This window comes from Nostoc sp. FACHB-280, assembly GCF_014697615.1.
In the GTDB taxonomy this organism is placed as follows: domain Bacteria; phylum Cyanobacteriota; class Cyanobacteriia; order Cyanobacteriales; family Nostocaceae; genus Nostoc_B.
In genome coordinates, this window is the sequence record NZ_JACJSD010000008.1 from 21,942 (window position 1) to 40,531 (window position 18,590).

The window sequence follows — 18,590 nt, forward strand, 5'->3', positions numbered from 1 at the left end:
AATGAGTATATTTTCAGACATGTTTACTTAGATTTTGTAGGGATTTTAAGAGCTATGCTAGTATGCCCTTAAAGAAGTGATAAACCAAGCATGATTTAATACTCTGCAAAACATGAGCGAAAATTTACCGTGAGCTTATATATTTACTTTCTCCGTCACGGACAAACAGAATGCAGCCGTAATAATGCTTTTTGTGGTTCCATAGACTCCGAACTCACTCCCGAAGGCTTGGATATGGCTGAGGCTTTTGCTGCTGCTTACCAGTCTCTGGCTTGGACAGCTATTTTTTGTAGTCCGATGCGACGCACCATAGCCACTGCGAAACCTTTGTTTACCGCTATTGGGATAGAACCGCAACTGCGTGAGGGTTTAAAAGAAATCAATTATGGTCAGTGGGAAGGTAAAACACCAAAGACTATTAACCAAGAATATCACGATGATTATATTCGCTGGTCAGCAGACCCAGCTTGGTATGCACCCACAGGCGGAGAAATGGCTATTACCATTGCTTCCCGTGCGATGGGAGTAATTGAAGAAATCAAGCATCTTTACAACAATGGCAATGTTTTAGTTGTGTCTCATAAAGCCACAATTAGAATTATGCTGTGCAGTTTGCTGGGAATTGATGTCGGCCGTTTTCGTTATCGTTTAGATTGCCCTGTTGGTTCTGTGAGTGTTGTAGAGTTTACTTCACATGGGCCATTCCTCCATACTTTAGCAAATCGCTCTCATTTACCTGAACAATTGCAAAGTTTACCTGGAACTTAGTGCCATGATTCCGCAGATTGAAAATATATTTTTACGGCAAATGGCCTCTGGCGATCGCCTGTATTTACAAGTTTACAAATTTGTTGGCGCTCATCCAGGTAAAAAGGTTTACATTCAGGGTAACTTACACGGGGCAGAAATTTCTGGTAATGCCGTTATTCACCAACTCATAGAATTTTTACTGACTCTCAAAGATACCGATTTAGTCGGAGAAATTTGGCTAGTTCCAGTGTGCAATCCAATGGGAACCAATGAACGCGCACAACATTTTTCGCCTGGGAGACACTGTGCTTACGAAGCTAGGGATTGGAACCGGATTTTTTGGGATTATGAAAAAGTAGCTGAAGATTTAACAGAATTTGCTCAATCACAATTCCTACTTGAGCCAGAAATCATTCGCCAAAATTATTTGCTAAAAATTAAACAGAAATTCGCCAAAATACTAGAGCAGATTAATTCAGCCAGTAGTTTGCCTTATACTGATCAATTTAGTTATCAACTACAAAGCCTCAGTTTAGATGCAGATTACTTGATTGACTTACACAGTTCCACAAATCAAGGTTTAGACTATATATATTATTTCCGCGATCGCCAAGATAGTGCCAAATATTTTCTCCTCGATTATGGCATTTTACTTGACAAATACGATGGCGATGCTTTTGATGAAGCCTTTATCAAACCCTGGTTAGCATTAGAAACAATTTTTGCGAGTTTAGGCAGAAACATTCAATTTGACATTGCAGCTTGGACATTAGAATTAGGTGCAGGAATGCAGATAAATCCCCATTCAGTTAATAAAGGTGTGCAAGGAGTGAAAAATTATCTATTGCAGAAAGGTGTCCTCAAATCTGCTAACTTCAACTACGCAGCCGAAGTAAATCATGTCATGGCTGTTTTCCACAGCAGTAACAGAACGAAATATTATGCGATCGCAGGTGGAATGATTCAATCGAGAGTCCCATTAGGGAGTATCGTAAAAACCGGAGATAGACTTTATCAAATTCTCAGTTTCAACAAAGAAAACCAATTGCCTAAACTGATTGATGTTTATGCTGAACAAGATGGATTAATTTATGATGTGGCGACAAATCAAGCTGTAAATCAAGGAGAATTTGTCTTAGGAATTATTTATTAATTCGATGATGATAGAAGTTTATGAAAGCTTATGAAATCCAAAGTAATGCCGGTATTGATGCTTTAAAATTAGTTGATCGCCCCCAACCAAAACCCGCAGCCGGACAAGTCCTAATTCAAGTTAAAGCTACATCTTTAAATTACCGTGACTTGTTAGTAGCTGAGGGAAACTACGGTGCAAAATTGACATATCCACTAATTCCGATGTCTGATGGTGCGGGGGAAGTTGTCGCCGTGGGTGAAGGTGTGACAAGGGTAAAAAAAGGCGATCGCGTCGTCAGTATTTTCTTCCAAACTTGGATTGACGACTCCCCAACCAGACAGAAAATGAAGTCTGATTTAGGTGGTAGCATTGACGGAATGCTGGCTGAATACGTTGTGCTAGACCAAAATGGGCTAGTACTACTACCCGATCACCTCTCATACACCCAAGCAGCCACCTTACCCTGCGCTGCTGTCACCGCTTGGCACGCCTTAGTTACAAAAGGTAATATTCACGCCAATCACACTATATTATTACTGGGTACTGGTGGAGTTTCGATATTTGCCCTTCAGTTTGCTAAACTCCACAATGCAAAAGTCATCATTACTTCTAGCAGCGATGAGAAATTAGCCCGCGCCAAACAATTAGGTGCTGATGAAATTATCAACTACAAAACCACAGCAAATTGGCAACAGCAAGTTTATGAGTTAACAAATCGCATTGGTGTAGATCACGTCATCGAAGTCGGTGGTGCAGGGACTTTACCCCAATCACTCCAAGCCACCAGAATTGGAGGGCGTGTGAGCTTAATCGGTGTGCTGACAAGAGGCGGCAACATTGATCCTATGCCCATATTAGGTAAAAGCCTCACCCTACAGGGCATTTATGTCGGCAGTCGAGAAATGTTTGAAACTATGAATCAAGCAATATCTCACCATCAAATCTTCCCCATAATTGATTCTGTGTTTCCATTCACCGCCGTCCCAGAAGCATATCGCTATCTCAAAACTGCCGCCCACTTTGGTAAAGTCGTGATTGAAATTTAAATTCACATTTCATACTTTCTCTCTCAGGAGAAATTCATTTAGGCGATACTTGGTTATATTAGGATGCACAGAGTTGAGTATTCCCGAAAACACCTAATATCCAGACTGTCATGACTTATTTAGAAACAGCAGCAGAATTTTACCGTGAAGTTGCAGAAACACCCGAAGTCGGACTTTGTTGTGTCCAAAGTTCACCCTTGCAATTCCCTGGCTTAAAAATTCCTTTGCCGATGCAAGAAATGAACTATGGTTGTGGTACAACGGTTCACCCAACAGAACTGATCAACCAACCAACTGTACTGTATGTTGGTGTGGGTGGTGGGTTAGAAGCGTTGCAATTCGCTTATTTTTCTCGCCGTGCTGGTGCGGTAATTGCTGTTGAACCCGTGGCTGCGATGCGAGAGGCTGCTACACGCAACCTCGAACTTGCTACCAGCGAAAACTCTTGGTTTAATCCTAATTTCGTCGAAATTCGCCCAGGTGATGCTTTTAATTTGCCTGTAGCTGATGCTTCGGTGGATATTGTCGCCCAGAATTGCCTGTTCAATATTTTTGAACCAGAAGATTTAACCAGAGCTTTAAAAGAAGCATATCGTGTGCTGAAACCTGGTGGACGTTTGCAAATGAGTGATCCCATTGCAACCCGTTCAATTCCTACCCATCTGCAACAAGATGAGCAATTACGCGCTATGTGTTTGTCAGGCGCACTTACCTACGAAGAGTATACCCAGCGCATAATTGATGCTGGCTTCGGTCAAATTGAAATTCGCGCCCGTCGTCCTTATCGCTTACTGGATGCTCAAACTTACAACTTAGAAGCAAACCTACTACTAGAAAGTCTGGATTCGGTGGCTTTTAAAGTTGCAATTCCAGAAGATGGCGCTTGTATTTTTACTGGCAAAACAGCCATTTACTGTGGTGCAGCAGCTTTATTTGATGATGGCGCAGGACATCTGCTTCAGCGTGGGATTCCCGCCGCAGTCTGTGACAAAACGGCTGCTAAACTGGCGACTTTAGAGCCGCAGCAAATCATAATTACTGATTCAACCTGGCACTATAACGGTGGTGGTTGCTGTTAAAATATAAACCCAAAATGTTAATTATTAGTTTATTTTTGGCTACGTTATTTCTGGCATACTCTCATGGAGCAAATGATAATTTTAAGGGTGTAGCAACACTGTTTGGTAGTGGCACAACTAGCTACCAAACGGCGATTGTCTGGGCAACTATTATGACCTTTGCGGGTGCAGTTGCTTCGATATTTATGGCTGGTACATTAGTCCAAAACTTTTCGGGACAAGGCATTTTTCCTGATGAAATTGCTAATGTGCCAGAAATTCATTTAGCCGTGGCGATCGCATCTGGTGTTACAGTGTTAATGACTGCTTTGACAGGGTTTCCAATTTCGACAACTCACAGTTTAACAGGTGGGTTATTAGGTGCAGGATTAGTTGCGATCGGTCTCAAGGTTAATTTTAGTGTATTACTTAGATATTTTGTTTTACCTTTAGTATTGAGTCCTATAATTGCAATTTTATTAGCAGCAGGTATTTATAAATTATTAACCTATACTAACTCTCAATTTAACTGGTTGGCTAATCAAAAACTCGTAGATACTCTGCATTTTATCAGTGCAGCAGTTGTCAGTTTTGCCAGAGGCTTCAGTCAAACTCCCAAGTTAGTTTCGATTATTCTGATTATTGAATATTTTTCCATTCAAGGTGGAATGTTAACCATTGCAATGGCGATGGGATTAGGTGGGTTACTTAACTCTCAAAGAATTGCTGCCACCATGAGTACAAGACTTGCTACTATAGATTCTACTCAAGGTTTGTCTGCAAATTTAGTGACTGGATTTTTAGCGATCGCAGCGACTTGTTTTGGTTTACCCATTGCTACAACTCATGTTGCAGTTAGTTCCATTGTAGGCGCTGGCTTAACCGCTAAACAAGTAAATTTACGCGTTTTCTGGCAGATAATTATTGCTTGGATTTTCACTGTACCCGCCACAGCCATTATTAGTGGTATAGCTTATAGATTACTACAAGGCTAAAAATTCATCTAAAAAATTTCAATGAGGCATATCAACTCATGCAAACCACCTCAAAATTTACTAGCTTTAACCATAAATTAAATACACCATTAACTAAAAACCAAATTACTGTTTTGCAAATTAACCTGGGTAAACGTTGCAACCTTGCTTGCACCCATTGTCATGTTGAAGCCAGCCCAAAACGCACAGAAGAACTGTCTCCAGAAATCTGCACACAGTTAATTGAATTAATCCATAAATTTCCCGAAATTGAAATTGTTGATTTGACTGGTGGCGCACCAGAAATGAATTATGGATTTAAATTATTAGTAGAAGCCGCTAGAGCAACTAATAAACAAGTAATCGTCCGCTCTAACTTGACTATTTACTTTGTCGATGGATTTGGTGATTTACCAGAATATTTTGCTCAAAATCAAGTGAGAATAGTTGCTTCTCTGCCTTGTTACTTAGCCGATAATGTTGATAAAATGCGCGGTGCTGGTGTTTTTGATGATTCTATCAAAGCTTTGCAGTGGCTGAACCGCGTTGGCTATGGTCACGAAGCTAATTTAATTTTAGATTTAGTTTATAATCCTCAGTTACCCACAGGTGAAAAATTTGCTTTAGCACCGGAACAAAAGCAGTTAGAGCAAGATTATAAAAGATTTTTAAAAGATAAGTTTAATATTAAATTTAATAATCTATTTACCATCACCAATTTACCAGTCGGTAGAACAAAGCTGTATTTAGAGCGCAAAAAACTCTACATTCCCTATCTCCAATTTTTAGAATCCCATTTTAACGCCAGTACTATTGAGCATTTAATGTGTCGGAATGAACTTTCGATTGATTATTTAGGAAATGTATATGACTGTGATTTTAACCAAATGATGAATCTACCCGCCAAAAATACCAACGGGGAAAACTTAACAGTTGCTCAATTGTTAGCGGCTAGTAATTTAGACTTAATTTCTGAAGTCCAAACAGCCGCTTATTGCTACGGTTGTACAGCAGGGAGTGGCTCTAGCTGTGGTGGAGCTTTAGTTTAAAATTAACTACAGAAAGAGCAAAAAACCTAATAATTTAGGTTTATGTCATCAAACTATGAATCTTGCTGCAAATTTTATTAAGTATGGATCAATAATCTTCTTGTGAGCTATATGATGAGATTAGTTAAGTCTCCTCACACCACACTATAAAGCTGTAGAAATTATATTTTTCTACGGCTTTTATTTTGTCTCAAAAGAGTATATCCCACATTCCTACAGGTAAGAAATGATGGGGCAAATAATCAGTTTCATTTCCGTATACGATCGCCACATCTGCTTCTGGTTCACTGTGACTGGGTAAAGTAATCGGGTCTTGTACACGAATCACAGCGCGATTGAAAAGTGATATAATGCGCTTCTAATTACCCTTTTAATCACTCTCTAAGTTTAGGAAAAGCATACTAATGGTCACTTATAACGGTACAAATGGCCCTGACACTTTGATTGATCCCAATCGCTCTTTAACTTTCGGTTACTTTCGTGTAGTGACCATCAACGGATTGGATGGTGACGACTTTATCAGTGGACAAGATATTTTTACTTTGTATCAACTCTTCGGGGGTAGTGGCAACGATTACATCTTTGGCGGTGCTAATGCTGATGCCATCGCAGGCGATGATCTCAATGGCGGCGGTGTTCCTGGTAACGATTTTCTCGCTGGCTTGGATGGCGACGATCTCATCGCTGGCTTGGGTGGTAACGATACCCTCTATGGAGGTTTTGGCAACGATATCCTCATTGGAGGTTCTGGCAAAGATACTCTCTATGGGGATGCTGGTAACGATATTTTCCAGTACGATTTAGCTTCAGACAGTCAACCTGGTTCGTTACGAGATATTATCAAAGACTTTGTGGGAAACGGTGACTTAGCCGGTGACAGAATCGATCTTTCTAGGATAGATGCTAACGTCTCCATAAGCGGCAACCAAGCTTTCACTTTCATTGGAACTCGCGCATTCACCGCAGCAGGTCAAATCCGTTATTCTGGAGGTATTCTCCAAGGTAACACTGATAGTAATCTAGCGCCTAATTTCGAGATTCAGCTTGAAGGATCACCACAACTAGTGGCAAGCGACATTATTGCTTAATGGGACTTATACCAATTCTATTTGAGGTTGCATTTAATCTTTATATCTCTTCTTTCTTTGTGTCCTACCCTTCGGGAAGCCACTTCGTGTCTATGCGCCCTTTGTGGTTCGTTCTTTAATTCAGTGCATCTTCATACAGAATTGGTATTAAACAACAATTAAGCCAAATCTAGGCTATGCAGTTCAAAACGGCTACTTATCAGTCTGTAGTGTTCAAAAATTTCTGTTACCAAAATTGTTACGAGCGTACAGCAGAATAGTTAGTTACCGTATTATGAGATTTAGTTAAGCTCCTCATACCACACCGAAAGCCGTGCAACTTAGAATTGCAGCGGCTTTTTTCTTTTCGTTACACCCTCATATCATGTCCGGTAAAAGACTTATCATAAAGACCGCAGGGGGCAGGGAGCAGGGGGAGAAAGAGTTTTGTCTTTCTGCAAGGATGTGTTGAATCATCACTGATTTGCCGGAAATGATATCACACCCTTACGTCAGTTTTGCTAACGACGAACACGAAACCCCTGTTGTCCGTTAATTGGGTCAAAAAGGACATCGTATCGATCAAAAAATCCAATACCACTATTCACAAATACAGGCTGTTCAGCTTGGGTAGAAATTGCAATATTCCACAAATTAAACCCCTCACGGTTGCCGGGAACTAAACTGTAATCCAAAACTTGGGGGATAGCTATCTTCACAGTATTTTCTGGGCGTAACCTTCCGGGTTTAAGTTTCCCTGCAAGGTTTGGGGACTTCAATTCAACAAAACTAGTTGTAGTTCTAGAGTCAGTAACCATTCTGCTATTACAGTTATTTTTCATCGCACTACCAGAGATAGTTAAACAGACAGCGTTAAGTCGAGAATCCCATCTATTGCCAGGTATACCATCAATTGCAGGTTGCGGCTTGAGAGAAACCATCTTAAAACCTGTGCGATTTTTTTCGGTCAAACCAAGGGTGAGACTACTGTTATTATTAGTACCACCATTCCCTGTCACAATCGCTCCGTTACTCAAATTTCCTGGTAATTTTCTCAACGGGTTATAAGGAAGTGACCGTTCAAAGTAATTGACACCGATAATACCGGAGAAGGCTGTACTACTTTTTGCCGAACAATTTGGTTTTTGGGTAGTACATTTGCGGCTAGTCACAACCTGTACCGGAACAGGTTCTTCAGTGATAAGGAGACCAATTCGGAAACTGGTATAAACTAATTCACCTTCTAAGATTGTCCCATCACTCAATACTTCCTTGATAACTTGACCTGTTTTGCGGATGGGCGCATTCCCGAAAAATTCTGGAGGTACTCTTAAACCTGCTGAACCTGTATCTAACAAAACACGTCTCGGCCGACCGTTGGCTACAGATATTTCTAAAAAATAGCCTCGACTTGCTTGGCTAACGGAACCCTTAGTATATAAAGGGACTGATATTGTATCAAAAGTAGGCTTGCGGCGGGTAATTTGTGAAGTATCCCGCAAAGCAGGGGTGGCAAAAACTTCTAAAAATCCAGCTTGTCGCTGCGCCACAGGTTCAGGTGCAATATCCCACAGACTTTCGTAGTAGAAAAACACAGCACCTAAACCGCGTTGTTGAGCCGCCCGGACTTGAGACTGAATTTGTTGTAGAGAAACTGGGCGATTTCGCAACCCTGCCATAATACCTATGCCAGTAGGTATATATTGTTGTGTTTCGATAATTTCTGGGCGAGTAATTTGGCTGATAAAAGCTTCTAATTCGTTACGGTAAACTTGCATCACCAGCTCGTCTACAATACCCAACCTCACCCAATTTAGCCAGTCTTGCAGTTGAAATTTATAAGCATAATCATAGTAATTCGGCGAAACAGAGACAATAGCATTAGGCTTGATTTGTTTCACCGCTTGATGAAGTTGGAGCATGAAAGCTGTAATTTTATCTGCCCGCCATTGCACCCATGCTTGGGCTTGAGGATTTGGTGGAGGTGGGTTGCCCGTTTCTTCTGTATATAGTTTTATCGTGTAACTGTCGTAACCAAAATCCACAGGCAAACTCATGTGGTCATCAAATTGAATCCCATCAGCGTTGTATTTGGTAATAATTTCAACTACAAGGTCAGTAATAAATTTTTGGACTTCGGGATGGAAAGGATTAAACCAAGCTACTTCACCCGCCGCAGTAATGGAAGTTTGAGTTCCATCTTGCTTTTGTGTCAGCCAATTTGGGTGAGCAGATGCTAATTCTGAGGTTAAGGGAACCATGAAACCAAATTCAAACCAAGGTATAGTCACTAATCCTTGGCGACGGCCTTGGTTAATAATGTCAGCAATGATATCTTGTCCTTCTGCACCTTTGAAGAAAAAGGGAATACCCTGCTGTTGTGCTACTGCACTGGGATATTTTGTATAACCATCATTCCAGACGACGGGATAGACTGTGTTAAAGTTCAACCGCCGCAATTGAGCCATTGTATCTTGCACTTTGGCTTGATACTTCATAATATCGAAGTCGTTATTAGTCAGCCAAACCCCACGAATTTGCTGGCGGGGTGACTCAGATATTTGAGCAGTTGTCGGTGTCAGATTACCTAAAAATACTACGATGCTGAATGCGCCGATAAACAAAACTGGTAGAAGACGCTGAATTGACCGCCAGTTTAAAAATTGCCTAAATGTAGTCAATAACTTAGCTACCCAAGCACAAATTTGTAAGCTTTGGTATTGGAAAAAATTCAACATTAGTCAGCAGTTGTACTTAAGTTATGAAAGTTATTTATAACATTTAACTTTGATGCAAAAGTCAAATGACTGCACCAGTCAAACTAATGCACATTTGACGTAGTTAACAGTTTTTTGTTCACGGCTTATATTGTGTTCGATCAAATAATTATCATTAAGACCGCAGAGGGAGCAGCATCTAGACTTCTCCTGTCGGAGACGCTGCGCGAACGCTCGGCGACCGGAAGCGGAGGAGCAGAGGAGAGAGTTTTAACGTTTCTGTATAGATTTAGGGAATCATCACTGATTACCCAGATATGCTATAAAAAGCAAGTTGGGTTTAGCGATCGCCAAACCCAACAATTTAACTATTATTCAAAATCGTGCTACTTCTGTGCTTTTTTCTTTAAGTTCGATCTAATTAATTTCCCGGCGGTTCTGGGAACAGCATATAACTTGCTAAATACCAGATTCCACAAATAACCATATTGAGGAAATTGTTTAATTAATAAAGCATCAGAAATTACATGGAATCTCGGTGGTTTTAAAGCTGGATCTTTATCTATATATCTAATCTGTTCTGCTGGCTTGGGCATCCAGTGTCCGATAATAGCATCTTTTTGGTAAAAGTTAGCTTGGACAAATAAGCCAGATAATCTATCAAACCCACTTGAGGGTATCCAAGTCACGGCTCCCATAACTTTTGTTGCTTGTGACAGTTCCGGGAGTGCTTGCTGAATCAAATCATTGCGCCAAACAACGTTATTAAAGTTTTCTAGATGATAACCTTCGTTGTCTCTTCTAGTTAAGAATGGCCAAACAAGATAACGCCAATCAAAGTTTTTATCTAAGGGAGCAATTGGAACTTCTAGTAAACCTTTGTAGTTACCTTTTTGGTAAGGATATGGATTTTCAGGAGTTTTTTTGCAGATTTCTAGTTGCTCAATATCAGGGATTTCTGCCCAAGGTTCTTGGATGCGTTTTTCATCATTCATATCAATATTCAATTTTTGTAAGCGTAGCATCCAACTTTCAGGAAATCTTTGAAAGTATTTAGCTAATAATTCGCAAACTTGGGGATGCACATAATCATCATCATCTAAGGCTAAAATATAGTCTCCTTGGGCATTAAGTAAGCCGACAAACCTTTGTGGCATCTCGCCTTTATAGGGACTGATGATTTCTTTAATTCTGGGATCGTTAATTTGTTTGGGTTTGACTTTGGGTGGGTAAACTAAAATAAATTCTACAGAACCTTCCACCTTTAAAAGACTTTCTAGCCAATAGTCAGAAAATTTACCCAATGTAGGAGTAATGATAGTAAGTAGCGGTTTATTATTCATATTTTTAGCTGATAAATTTACCAGAGATAGACTGAAAAAATGATGATTATGACTAGAGTGAAATCAGCTTACATTTTACAAAATAAAAGTTAAAGTATTATCGATTAACAATTTAACTGCATCACGATTTTTAATAAAAAAGGAGCAGCCAAATTATATGCGGATATTAATGCTATCGTCTACATTTCCATACCCGCCGAGTCGTGGAGGCACAGAAATTAGAACTTTTAATTTACTGCGATATCTTCAATATAACCACGACGTAACTTTAATTACACAGAGTAACAAGGAAACAACATCAGCCGAGATAGAGGAATTACGGAAATATGTGAGTGAATTGATTGTTTTTCCTTTACCGTCGGAACCCCAAGAAAAAAATGCGATCGCTCGTTTATTCGGTAAAACAGTGCGCTTTTTAGAGTCGGTACTCAAAGCTACACCGCCAAATGTACTCCATCGCTATTCTCCAGAGATTCAAGCTTGGGTCGATGAATATGTCCGCGCTAAGAAGTGCGATGTGATTACTTGTGAACATAGTGTCAATGAAATTTATATTCAGCCAGACTACCGTCATCTAGTAAATACGGTGGTTGATGTTCACAGTTCTGTTTACGGCTGGATTCGTGATCATTTAGAAATGGGTGCGGCGCAAAATGCAACGCGCGATCGCCTTTATTTGTCTCTGGTTCTCAAACGCTACGAACAGCGTTACTGTAATAAGTTTTCTAACATTGTGGTGACAACCACAGACGATCGCCAAGAATTTCTCAAACTGCGTCCTGATCTGGAAATTAAAGTGATTCCCAACGGTGTGGATTTAGAATTGTTTCCCTGTCGTCAACAAGACCCAGGCGGACATAAATTAATTTTTGTGGGAGCGATGGATGCTTCACATAATATTGATGCAGCGCGTTTTTTTGCTGTGGAAGTTTTACCACAATTACAAAAACATTATCCAGACACCACCTTTAGTATTGTTGGTGCTAGACCAACTCCAGAAGTTTTAGAGTTGAAAAATCTTCCTGGTGTGATTGTGACTGGGCGCGTGGCTTCAATGGCAGAATATTTACACCAGTCTACAGTTTGTGTAGTGCCGCTCCGCACTGGCTTTGGCATTAAAAATAAAACTTTGGAAGCGATGGCCGCTGGTGTACCCGTTGTAGCAAGCGATCGCGGTTTGGAAGGATTAGCTGTAGATATTGCAGATCAACCACTACGCGCTTTGAGAGCTAACACGCCAGCAGAATATGTCACAGCTATTAGTCAATTATTTGCTAACCCTCAACTGCGTTTAGAATTATCTGAACAAGGTAGACAATTAGTAGAAACAGAATTCACCTGGGATATTGCTGGAAAACTTTATGAACAAGTTCTGCTACAGCAGTCCTAAATTATGTGTGCATAAATAAATCCCCGGTTTTTTGGAAAATTCGGGGATTTGATTTGAGTTAATTAAATTTCAGTGTGATTCTACTGCTGCATCGAAGGAGCTGCAAAAATTTTACTGTTGATGGGAACGCGAAATACTGATTGAGGCTTGGTGGGGTTATTAGTTACAGCAACTGTATTTTCAACACTTTCAGATATAGTTGTTGATTTAGCACTTGCAGAATTATCTGCATTATTGACTAGCGATCGCTCATCATTCTTCAATGATGTATTTTCAGATGAAGTGTTGCTATCTAACTCAGTCGCCTTAGCTTCTGTAGTAACTTGAGCGCGACAAGGAATGCAAATAAAACTAGAGACTACACTTAAAAGTAGTGCTAGTAAAGGACAAGTATATTGGTTCATTGCAGTGGTGTAGTGTTGGAACTTTTGTTTAACGTTGCATTGTGCTATAAGTCTAAATTTCTGAGTTTTATCTTCCTGAAGAAAACATCATTAATGCTGCTATTTAAAAGCATTATTTGAAATAAAACTCATCTAAAAAAACATTAAAAAATCAACTGATAGATGCACACTGATATAATAAATAAGGGCTTGATTCACAAATCGGAGCAACGCAACTATCAGCACTATAAAAGAATAGTTCCTAATTTCTGAAGAGCAAAATTACGTATTTTACTACGTCCATTAATATTTATCAGGCTGCAATTTATTCGCATATTTCAGGATTGACAGGGTATCAATATATAAAGTTTTTATCAATAATTATGTTGATTATGTTGTCTCCATCAAGTTTTTACTAACTCTTAATTAATAGATGTATATCAGCTTGATCACTTTTAATTCAATACAGAAACTTTAAAATTGCATATTAAGTCTTTATATGGAGTAACTACTGACTAAAATTTCCATTTGGCGATCGCACCTGTAGTTGAGTTATAAACATAAAATCTGAATCTGCTGATTTAGACCCACAAAATAGATGTCTTTACTACTGCAATTTCTATTTATCTAGGAATATATGACATTGAAAAACTTCACAAAAGCCTTTGTTTTGAGTTTGGTGATTGTAAATTTTTGGTCAACAGCGCAAGCACAAACGTCCACCGGTGAAACTGCTGCACTATCTCAAGAAGTGGCTGTGCTAAGAAAACAGGGAAATCAGGGATTGCAAAAATTCCTCAATACTCACAAAACTGAACTCAATACCTCTTCTTCAGGTGCAGTTTTGCCAAATCCGCAAATTCGCGCCGCCTTAGATGAACTTTGTCAACAGCGAGATTGTTACGCTTCGCGGTTGTATTGGTACACTGACTTAGAAGCCGCGAAAGCAGCAGCCAAAGTTAGCGGTAAACCTATTTTATCTCTGCGTTTATTAGGCAAACTAGATCAAGATTTAAGCTGTGCCAATAGTCGGTTTTTTCGCGTAGCACTATATCCCAATGCGGCGATTTCTCAAGTTTTGCAAAATCGCTTTATTTTACACTGGCAATCTGTGAGACCTGTACCCAAAGTTACCATTGATTTTGGGGATGGTCGCAAATTAGAGCGAACCATTACAGGCAACAGCATTCACTATATATTAGATGCTTCTGGTCGTCCGATTGATGCTATTCCTGGACTTTACGGCCCCAAAGCTTTTTTACGCCAGTTGCAACAAGCTGAAGTTGCAACTAAAGAATACAGTAAACTTCCGGCTGCTCAACGTCAGGCTTTTTTAAAGAAATACCATAGCGATCGCCTAAATGTCATCCAAACTCAATGGACTGCTGATTTATCCCGCTTGGGGATTCAATCTCCTCCAAGGTTGGTAGAAAACCCATCACCCACAGCCGAAATAGCAGGTTCTTTGGCGGTAACTAAAATGGCTGTCGAAACCCCGATGCTGAGTGCTTTAGGTTCTGGTGCAACAGCAAATCGTAATAACTTAGCAGCAATTACTGACCAACAAGCTTGGAATAAAATTGCTCAACTTTATGCCACTGATGCCAAACTAGATCAAAATAGCATCGCTTTGATCAGCGCCAAAAAATTCTCATCGCCTAAAACTGGAGCTGAAAATTTACGAAAAATAGTCAATCAATTTGAAAATTTGATGGCGTTAGATTCCATCAGAAATGAATATATGTTGCATAGCCAAATTCATCAATGGTTTACTCAAGAAGCACAAACTACTGATATAGCGGAATTGAACGAGAAAGTTTACGCGCAACTTTTTTTGACTCCTAGTTCTGATCCCTGGTTGGGACTTTTAGCCAACGATAGCTATAGTGCTATTGATAATGATGGTTTACGGTAGTAAAAATTCGGTAATTCCTCTGACTTGACTATCGGTAAAGCTATACCTGCGGTAGTAGTGTGTTTATTCCTTTGATAGAAGTTAGCAATAAGATTCACACCTATCGTTAAGCTATAGCAGTTCTACACCACTTGTAAATAACAATATCCCCGATTTTTCCAAAGTTGGGGAGCTAAAATTCTCAATTTAGGGCTTTTCCAAAAATAAATTATTCCTGATACTGACAAATTATCTCACCCATATTTGTGCGATCGCCATCTCAGTTCAGCCCTTTTATTACAGATTTTTGAGCAAACTCTAAACTTTTATCACAAAGGTAAAAGCAACATCTACTAATAAGCTGTAAGATAGGTTTAGGCTGAATCTGTGTTCATAAATCCTTCTAAATCCTCAAGAATGCTCAAAATCACTATATAGCAATCCTATTTTATATATGAACAAAAGCAATGAGGGAGACACAGAAGACAAATTTGGTAACTTATTTAGCATTGCTATATGTAAAATATGAGAATTTGCATAACATCATAAAATAGCAAAAGCTTAATAAGCCAACTTTCTATTATGCCTTGATGAGCCTAAATTATTAACAAAGTAATCAATTTCAATATTGCAAATGCTACTGATAAAAATCATCATGATGCAGTTTATCAGACCAATAATTTTGTCTAATAAAATTTTTAAATGTTGATATTTCTTATATATGCAAGCAGATAGCAGGACGAGAAGATGAATATAAAATTATTTATCAAACGTTTAGAAGCTTTGCACAAACCTCTAGCAGATTTGTACCAAACTGCTAGTATTTTGCCTTGGATTCCTGCCGATATGCTACCCCAAGCTTATCAAGAACTATATAGTACTTCCAAGATGTTACAGTTAGCGGCAGAAGAACTGTATCAGCAAAATGAAACACTGAAAGAAACACAAAATTTGTTAGAAACAGAACGCCAAAATTACCAGGATTTGTTTGAGTATGCACCAGATGCCTATTTAGTTACCAATAGAGAAGGGATTATTCAAAACGCCAACCTAGCCGCCGCAAAATTATTGAATATTACCAAACAATTTCTCATCGGCAAAGCCATGATTAACTTTGTTTGTTTAGAAGAACGGCAGCACTTTCGCCAAGAACTCAATCAGCTAGATCAAATAGATAGAACCAAAGAGTTAATTATTCGTTTGCAACAACGTTATGGCGAATATTTTGACGCAGCTTTTACAGTCAGAGTCATCCGTAACCCAGAAGGTAACACTGTTAATTTACTTTGGTTGCTGCGAAATATTGGCGATCGCCAACAAACAAAATCACAATCAACCGAAAATTACAGCGAGTTCATCCAAAATCGCCCTCAATACAAATATCCTAAAGGTGAAACAATTCCTCTGAATAACTCAGTTGTTTGGTATATTTCTCAAGGTTTAGTCAAACTCAGCACATTTTGTGAAACTGGCGAAGAAATCTTGTTAGGATTGGCAAAAACGCAAATGGTGTTTGGTTCTGGGATGACTTCTTTATCTATTTACCAAGCCACTGCTTTATCTGATGTGGAGTTAGTACCAATTTATGCGTCAGAAATATTAATTACGCCTGCATTGAGTTATACTTTGTTACCCAAAATCAATCAACGGTTACAACAAACAGAATCATTTTTAGTCATCTCCAAAAAGCAATTAGTCGAAGATAGGTTACAGCATTTATTAGAACTTCTCAAACAGGAAATTGGTGAACCAGTAGCAGAAGGGACTCGCTTAAGCGTCCGCTTGACTCATGAAGATATAGCCAGTGCTTGCGGTACTACCAGAGTCACCGTGACAAGATTGCTAGGCAAATTACAACAACAAGGTTTAATTAGTATTGATGCTAAAAAACACATTATTTTAAAAGTGTAGGGCGTGTACTTATTCAAAACCCTGATACCTTTCGGCTGATGCTCACGGCGAAACCCCATAACCCGAATTTCTCACGTATGGGTAGCGGGTGTGGAGAGAGAGGGGAGTGTGGGGAGAAAGATTTTTTCACCATCCTCCCACACTTCCCACACTTCCCACCCCTCCCACACCCCTGGATTTCTCACAAGAGAGAAATCCAGGATACCCCTTTCACCCCCACACCCATTCTTCATAAACAATCTTTGTGCAGAAGTCCTGTTTGTGATATCCTTACCCAAAAATGACTTCAGACTTCACACTTCATCAGTAACCTTGGACAGTAAATCTCCATCATCAGGCTATATTTTGGCTTTGGACTTGGGTACAACAGGCAACCGTGCTTTTGTGTTTAACAAAACGGGTCAAATTGTTGGACAAGCATATAAAGAACTTACTCAGTATTATCCGCAACCAGGTTGGTTAGAACATGACCCAGAAGAAATTTGGCGAGATACCTGCTGGGTCATGCAAAATGCGATCGCCAATGCTGAAATTGCGCCATCAGAAATAGTCGCCTTGGGGTTAACTGTACAGCGAGAAACCTGCTTAATTTGGGATAAAACCACTGGTAAGCCGCTACATAAAGCTATTGTTTGGCAAGACCGCCGCACAGCGCCCCTTTGCAATCAATTACAAGCCGAAGGTTACGCCGCAGAAATTTACGATCGCACTGGCTTGGTGATTGATGCTTATTTTTCAGCAACTAAGTTGAGATGGTTATTAGAAAATGTTGCAGACCTTGACTTAAAAAATGTTTTGGCAGGAACAATTGATACTTGGGTATTGTGGAAATTAACAGGCGGAAAAGTCCACGCGACTGACCACAGCAACGCCAGCCGCACAATGTTAATGAACCTCAAAACTTGCGCTTGGGATGAAAAGTTACTTGAAATATTGCAAATTCCGGCTCAAATTTTGCCACAAATTCAACCCAGTTTAGGCAAATTTGGTGTGACTGATCAAACTTTGCTGGGTGTCGAAATTCCGATTACAGCGATTTTAGGCGACCAACAAGCAGCATTATTTGGTCATGGCTGCGATCGCCCTGGGTTAATGAAATGTACTTACGGCACTGGTAGCTTTTTGGTGGCTCATACAGGTGCAGAAATTGTGCGATCGCAAAATCAACTCATTTCCACCTTGGCTTGGACACAAACCCAAGACAACAGTAATTTAAAGATTGGTTATGCCTTAGAAGGCAGTATGTTTACTAGTGGCGCTTGTATCCAATGGTTGCGGGATGGCATCAAATTGATTAAAACTGCCGCCGAAACCGAAGCAATGGCTAACCAAGTTTCAGATAACGGCGGCGTGTATTTTGTCCCGGCCTTTAGTGGATTGGGTGCGCCGTACTGGGATATGAATGCTAGAGGAGCCTTTTTTGGCATTACCGCCAGCGTCCAACCCCAACATTTAGTACGGGCTGTTTTAGAAGCGATCGCTTACCAAGTTGTGGAAGTTGTTCAAGCCATCAATGCTTGTTCTCCTACACCAATGAAGCGGTTAATCGTCGATGGCGGTGCTTGTGAAAATAACTTTTTGATGCAATTTCAAGCCGATGTTTTGGGCATCCCCATAGAACGCCCAAAAATGCGCGATACCACCGTACAAGGAGTAGCATTTGCCGCCGGTTTAGCAGTTGGATTTTGGGACAGCTACACCACATTAGTTAATCAACGGCAAATAGACCACATCTTTGAGCCAGATCCGTCCAGGAATAACGCCTTAGCTAACTTTAGCATTTGGCAAAAAGCTGTTCAGCGTAGTTTAGCCTGGATAGATTAAGTAAGTAGAGAGTGCTGAGTGCTGAGTGCTGAGTAGAAAAATTTTCCTC

Annotated in this window: 15 protein-coding genes; 11 read left to right on the plus strand and 4 right to left on the minus strand. The window is 39.9% G+C overall.

Features of this window, described 5'->3' with window-relative positions; translation table 11 throughout:
* Positions 1-129: 129 nt before the first annotated feature.
* The 6 genes from H6G75_RS07885 to arsS all read left to right on the plus strand — a co-directional run bounded on the left by H6G75_RS07885 (position 130) and on the right by arsS (position 6,012).
* Complete coding sequence (locus H6G75_RS07885) at positions 130-768, plus strand: histidine phosphatase family protein (RefSeq protein ID WP_190979399.1); 639 nt, start codon at positions 130-132, stop codon at positions 766-768.
* A gap of 4 nt (positions 769-772) precedes the next feature.
* Positions 773-1,903, plus strand: coding sequence for a succinylglutamate desuccinylase/aspartoacylase family protein (locus tag H6G75_RS07890; RefSeq protein WP_190979400.1), 1,131 nt, complete (start codon positions 773-775; stop codon positions 1,901-1,903).
* Between the two features lie 20 nt (positions 1,904-1,923).
* Complete coding sequence (locus H6G75_RS07895) at positions 1,924-2,931, plus strand: NAD(P)-dependent alcohol dehydrogenase (RefSeq protein ID WP_190979401.1); 1,008 nt, start codon at positions 1,924-1,926, stop codon at positions 2,929-2,931.
* 110 nt (positions 2,932-3,041) lie between these two features.
* Positions 3,042-4,010 (plus strand): arsenosugar biosynthesis arsenite methyltransferase ArsM, encoded by a 969-nt coding sequence (gene arsM, locus H6G75_RS07900; RefSeq protein ID WP_190979402.1) that lies wholly within the window; start codon positions 3,042-3,044, stop codon positions 4,008-4,010.
* Positions 4,011-4,024: 14 nt separating this feature from the next.
* The gene (locus H6G75_RS07905) at positions 4,025-4,984 is read left to right on the plus strand and encodes an inorganic phosphate transporter (RefSeq protein WP_190979403.1); all 960 of its coding nucleotides are present in this window, start codon (positions 4,025-4,027) and stop codon (positions 4,982-4,984) included.
* Between the two features lie 38 nt (positions 4,985-5,022).
* The gene (arsS, locus tag H6G75_RS07910; RefSeq protein WP_190979404.1) at positions 5,023-6,012 is read left to right on the plus strand and encodes an arsenosugar biosynthesis radical SAM (seleno)protein ArsS; all 990 of its coding nucleotides are present in this window, start codon (positions 5,023-5,025) and stop codon (positions 6,010-6,012) included.
* A 190-nt stretch (positions 6,013-6,202) separates the two neighbouring features.
* Here the strand turns inward: arsS and H6G75_RS07915 are convergent, their stop codons facing one another.
* Complete coding sequence (locus H6G75_RS07915) at positions 6,203-6,340, minus strand: hypothetical protein (protein ID WP_190979405.1); 138 nt, start codon at positions 6,338-6,340, stop codon at positions 6,203-6,205.
* A 76-nt stretch (positions 6,341-6,416) separates the two neighbouring features.
* Here H6G75_RS07915 and H6G75_RS07920 point away from each other — a divergent pair, with 76 nt between their 5' ends.
* A complete protein-coding gene (locus tag H6G75_RS07920) occupies positions 6,417-7,100 on the plus strand; it encodes a calcium-binding protein (protein WP_199337751.1) in 684 nt (227 codons plus the stop codon).
* Between the two features lie 500 nt (positions 7,101-7,600).
* Here the strand turns inward: H6G75_RS07920 and H6G75_RS07925 are convergent, their stop codons facing one another.
* Together H6G75_RS07925 and H6G75_RS07930 are read right to left on the minus strand one after the other, a co-directional pair.
* A complete protein-coding gene (locus tag H6G75_RS07925) occupies positions 7,601-9,817 on the minus strand; it encodes a family 10 glycosylhydrolase (RefSeq protein ID WP_190979406.1) in 2,217 nt (738 codons plus the stop codon).
* A gap of 365 nt (positions 9,818-10,182) precedes the next feature.
* Positions 10,183-11,139 carry a glycosyltransferase family A protein gene (locus H6G75_RS07930; protein ID WP_190979407.1) on the minus strand — a complete coding sequence of 319 codons (957 nt, stop codon included), beginning with the start codon at positions 11,137-11,139 and terminating at the stop codon, positions 10,183-10,185.
* A 157-nt stretch (positions 11,140-11,296) separates the two neighbouring features.
* Between H6G75_RS07930 and H6G75_RS07935 the strand changes: the two genes are divergently transcribed.
* Positions 11,297-12,529, plus strand: a complete 1,233-nt coding sequence (locus tag H6G75_RS07935; protein WP_190979408.1) for a glycosyltransferase family 4 protein — start codon at positions 11,297-11,299, stop codon at positions 12,527-12,529.
* A gap of 80 nt (positions 12,530-12,609) precedes the next feature.
* On the opposite strand, the gene H6G75_RS07940 is transcribed toward H6G75_RS07935, so the two are convergent.
* On the minus strand, positions 12,610-12,933 hold the full coding sequence (locus H6G75_RS07940) for a hypothetical protein (RefSeq protein WP_190979409.1): 324 nt from the start codon (positions 12,931-12,933) through the stop codon (positions 12,610-12,612).
* A gap of 616 nt (positions 12,934-13,549) precedes the next feature.
* Between H6G75_RS07940 and H6G75_RS07945 the strand changes: the two genes are divergently transcribed.
* The 3 genes from H6G75_RS07945 (at position 13,550) to glpK (ending at position 18,541) form a co-directional block, all read left to right on the plus strand.
* The gene (locus tag H6G75_RS07945; RefSeq protein ID WP_190979410.1) at positions 13,550-14,827 is read left to right on the plus strand and encodes a hypothetical protein; all 1,278 of its coding nucleotides are present in this window, start codon (positions 13,550-13,552) and stop codon (positions 14,825-14,827) included.
* Positions 14,828-15,553: 726 nt separating this feature from the next.
* Positions 15,554-16,717 carry a helix-turn-helix domain-containing protein gene (locus H6G75_RS07950; RefSeq protein ID WP_190979411.1) on the plus strand — a complete coding sequence of 388 codons (1,164 nt, stop codon included), beginning with the start codon at positions 15,554-15,556 and terminating at the stop codon, positions 16,715-16,717.
* Between the two features lie 312 nt (positions 16,718-17,029).
* On the plus strand, positions 17,030-18,541 hold the full coding sequence (gene glpK / locus H6G75_RS07955; RefSeq protein WP_190979412.1) for a glycerol kinase GlpK: 1,512 nt from the start codon (positions 17,030-17,032) through the stop codon (positions 18,539-18,541).
* Positions 18,542-18,590 lie beyond the last annotated feature (49 nt).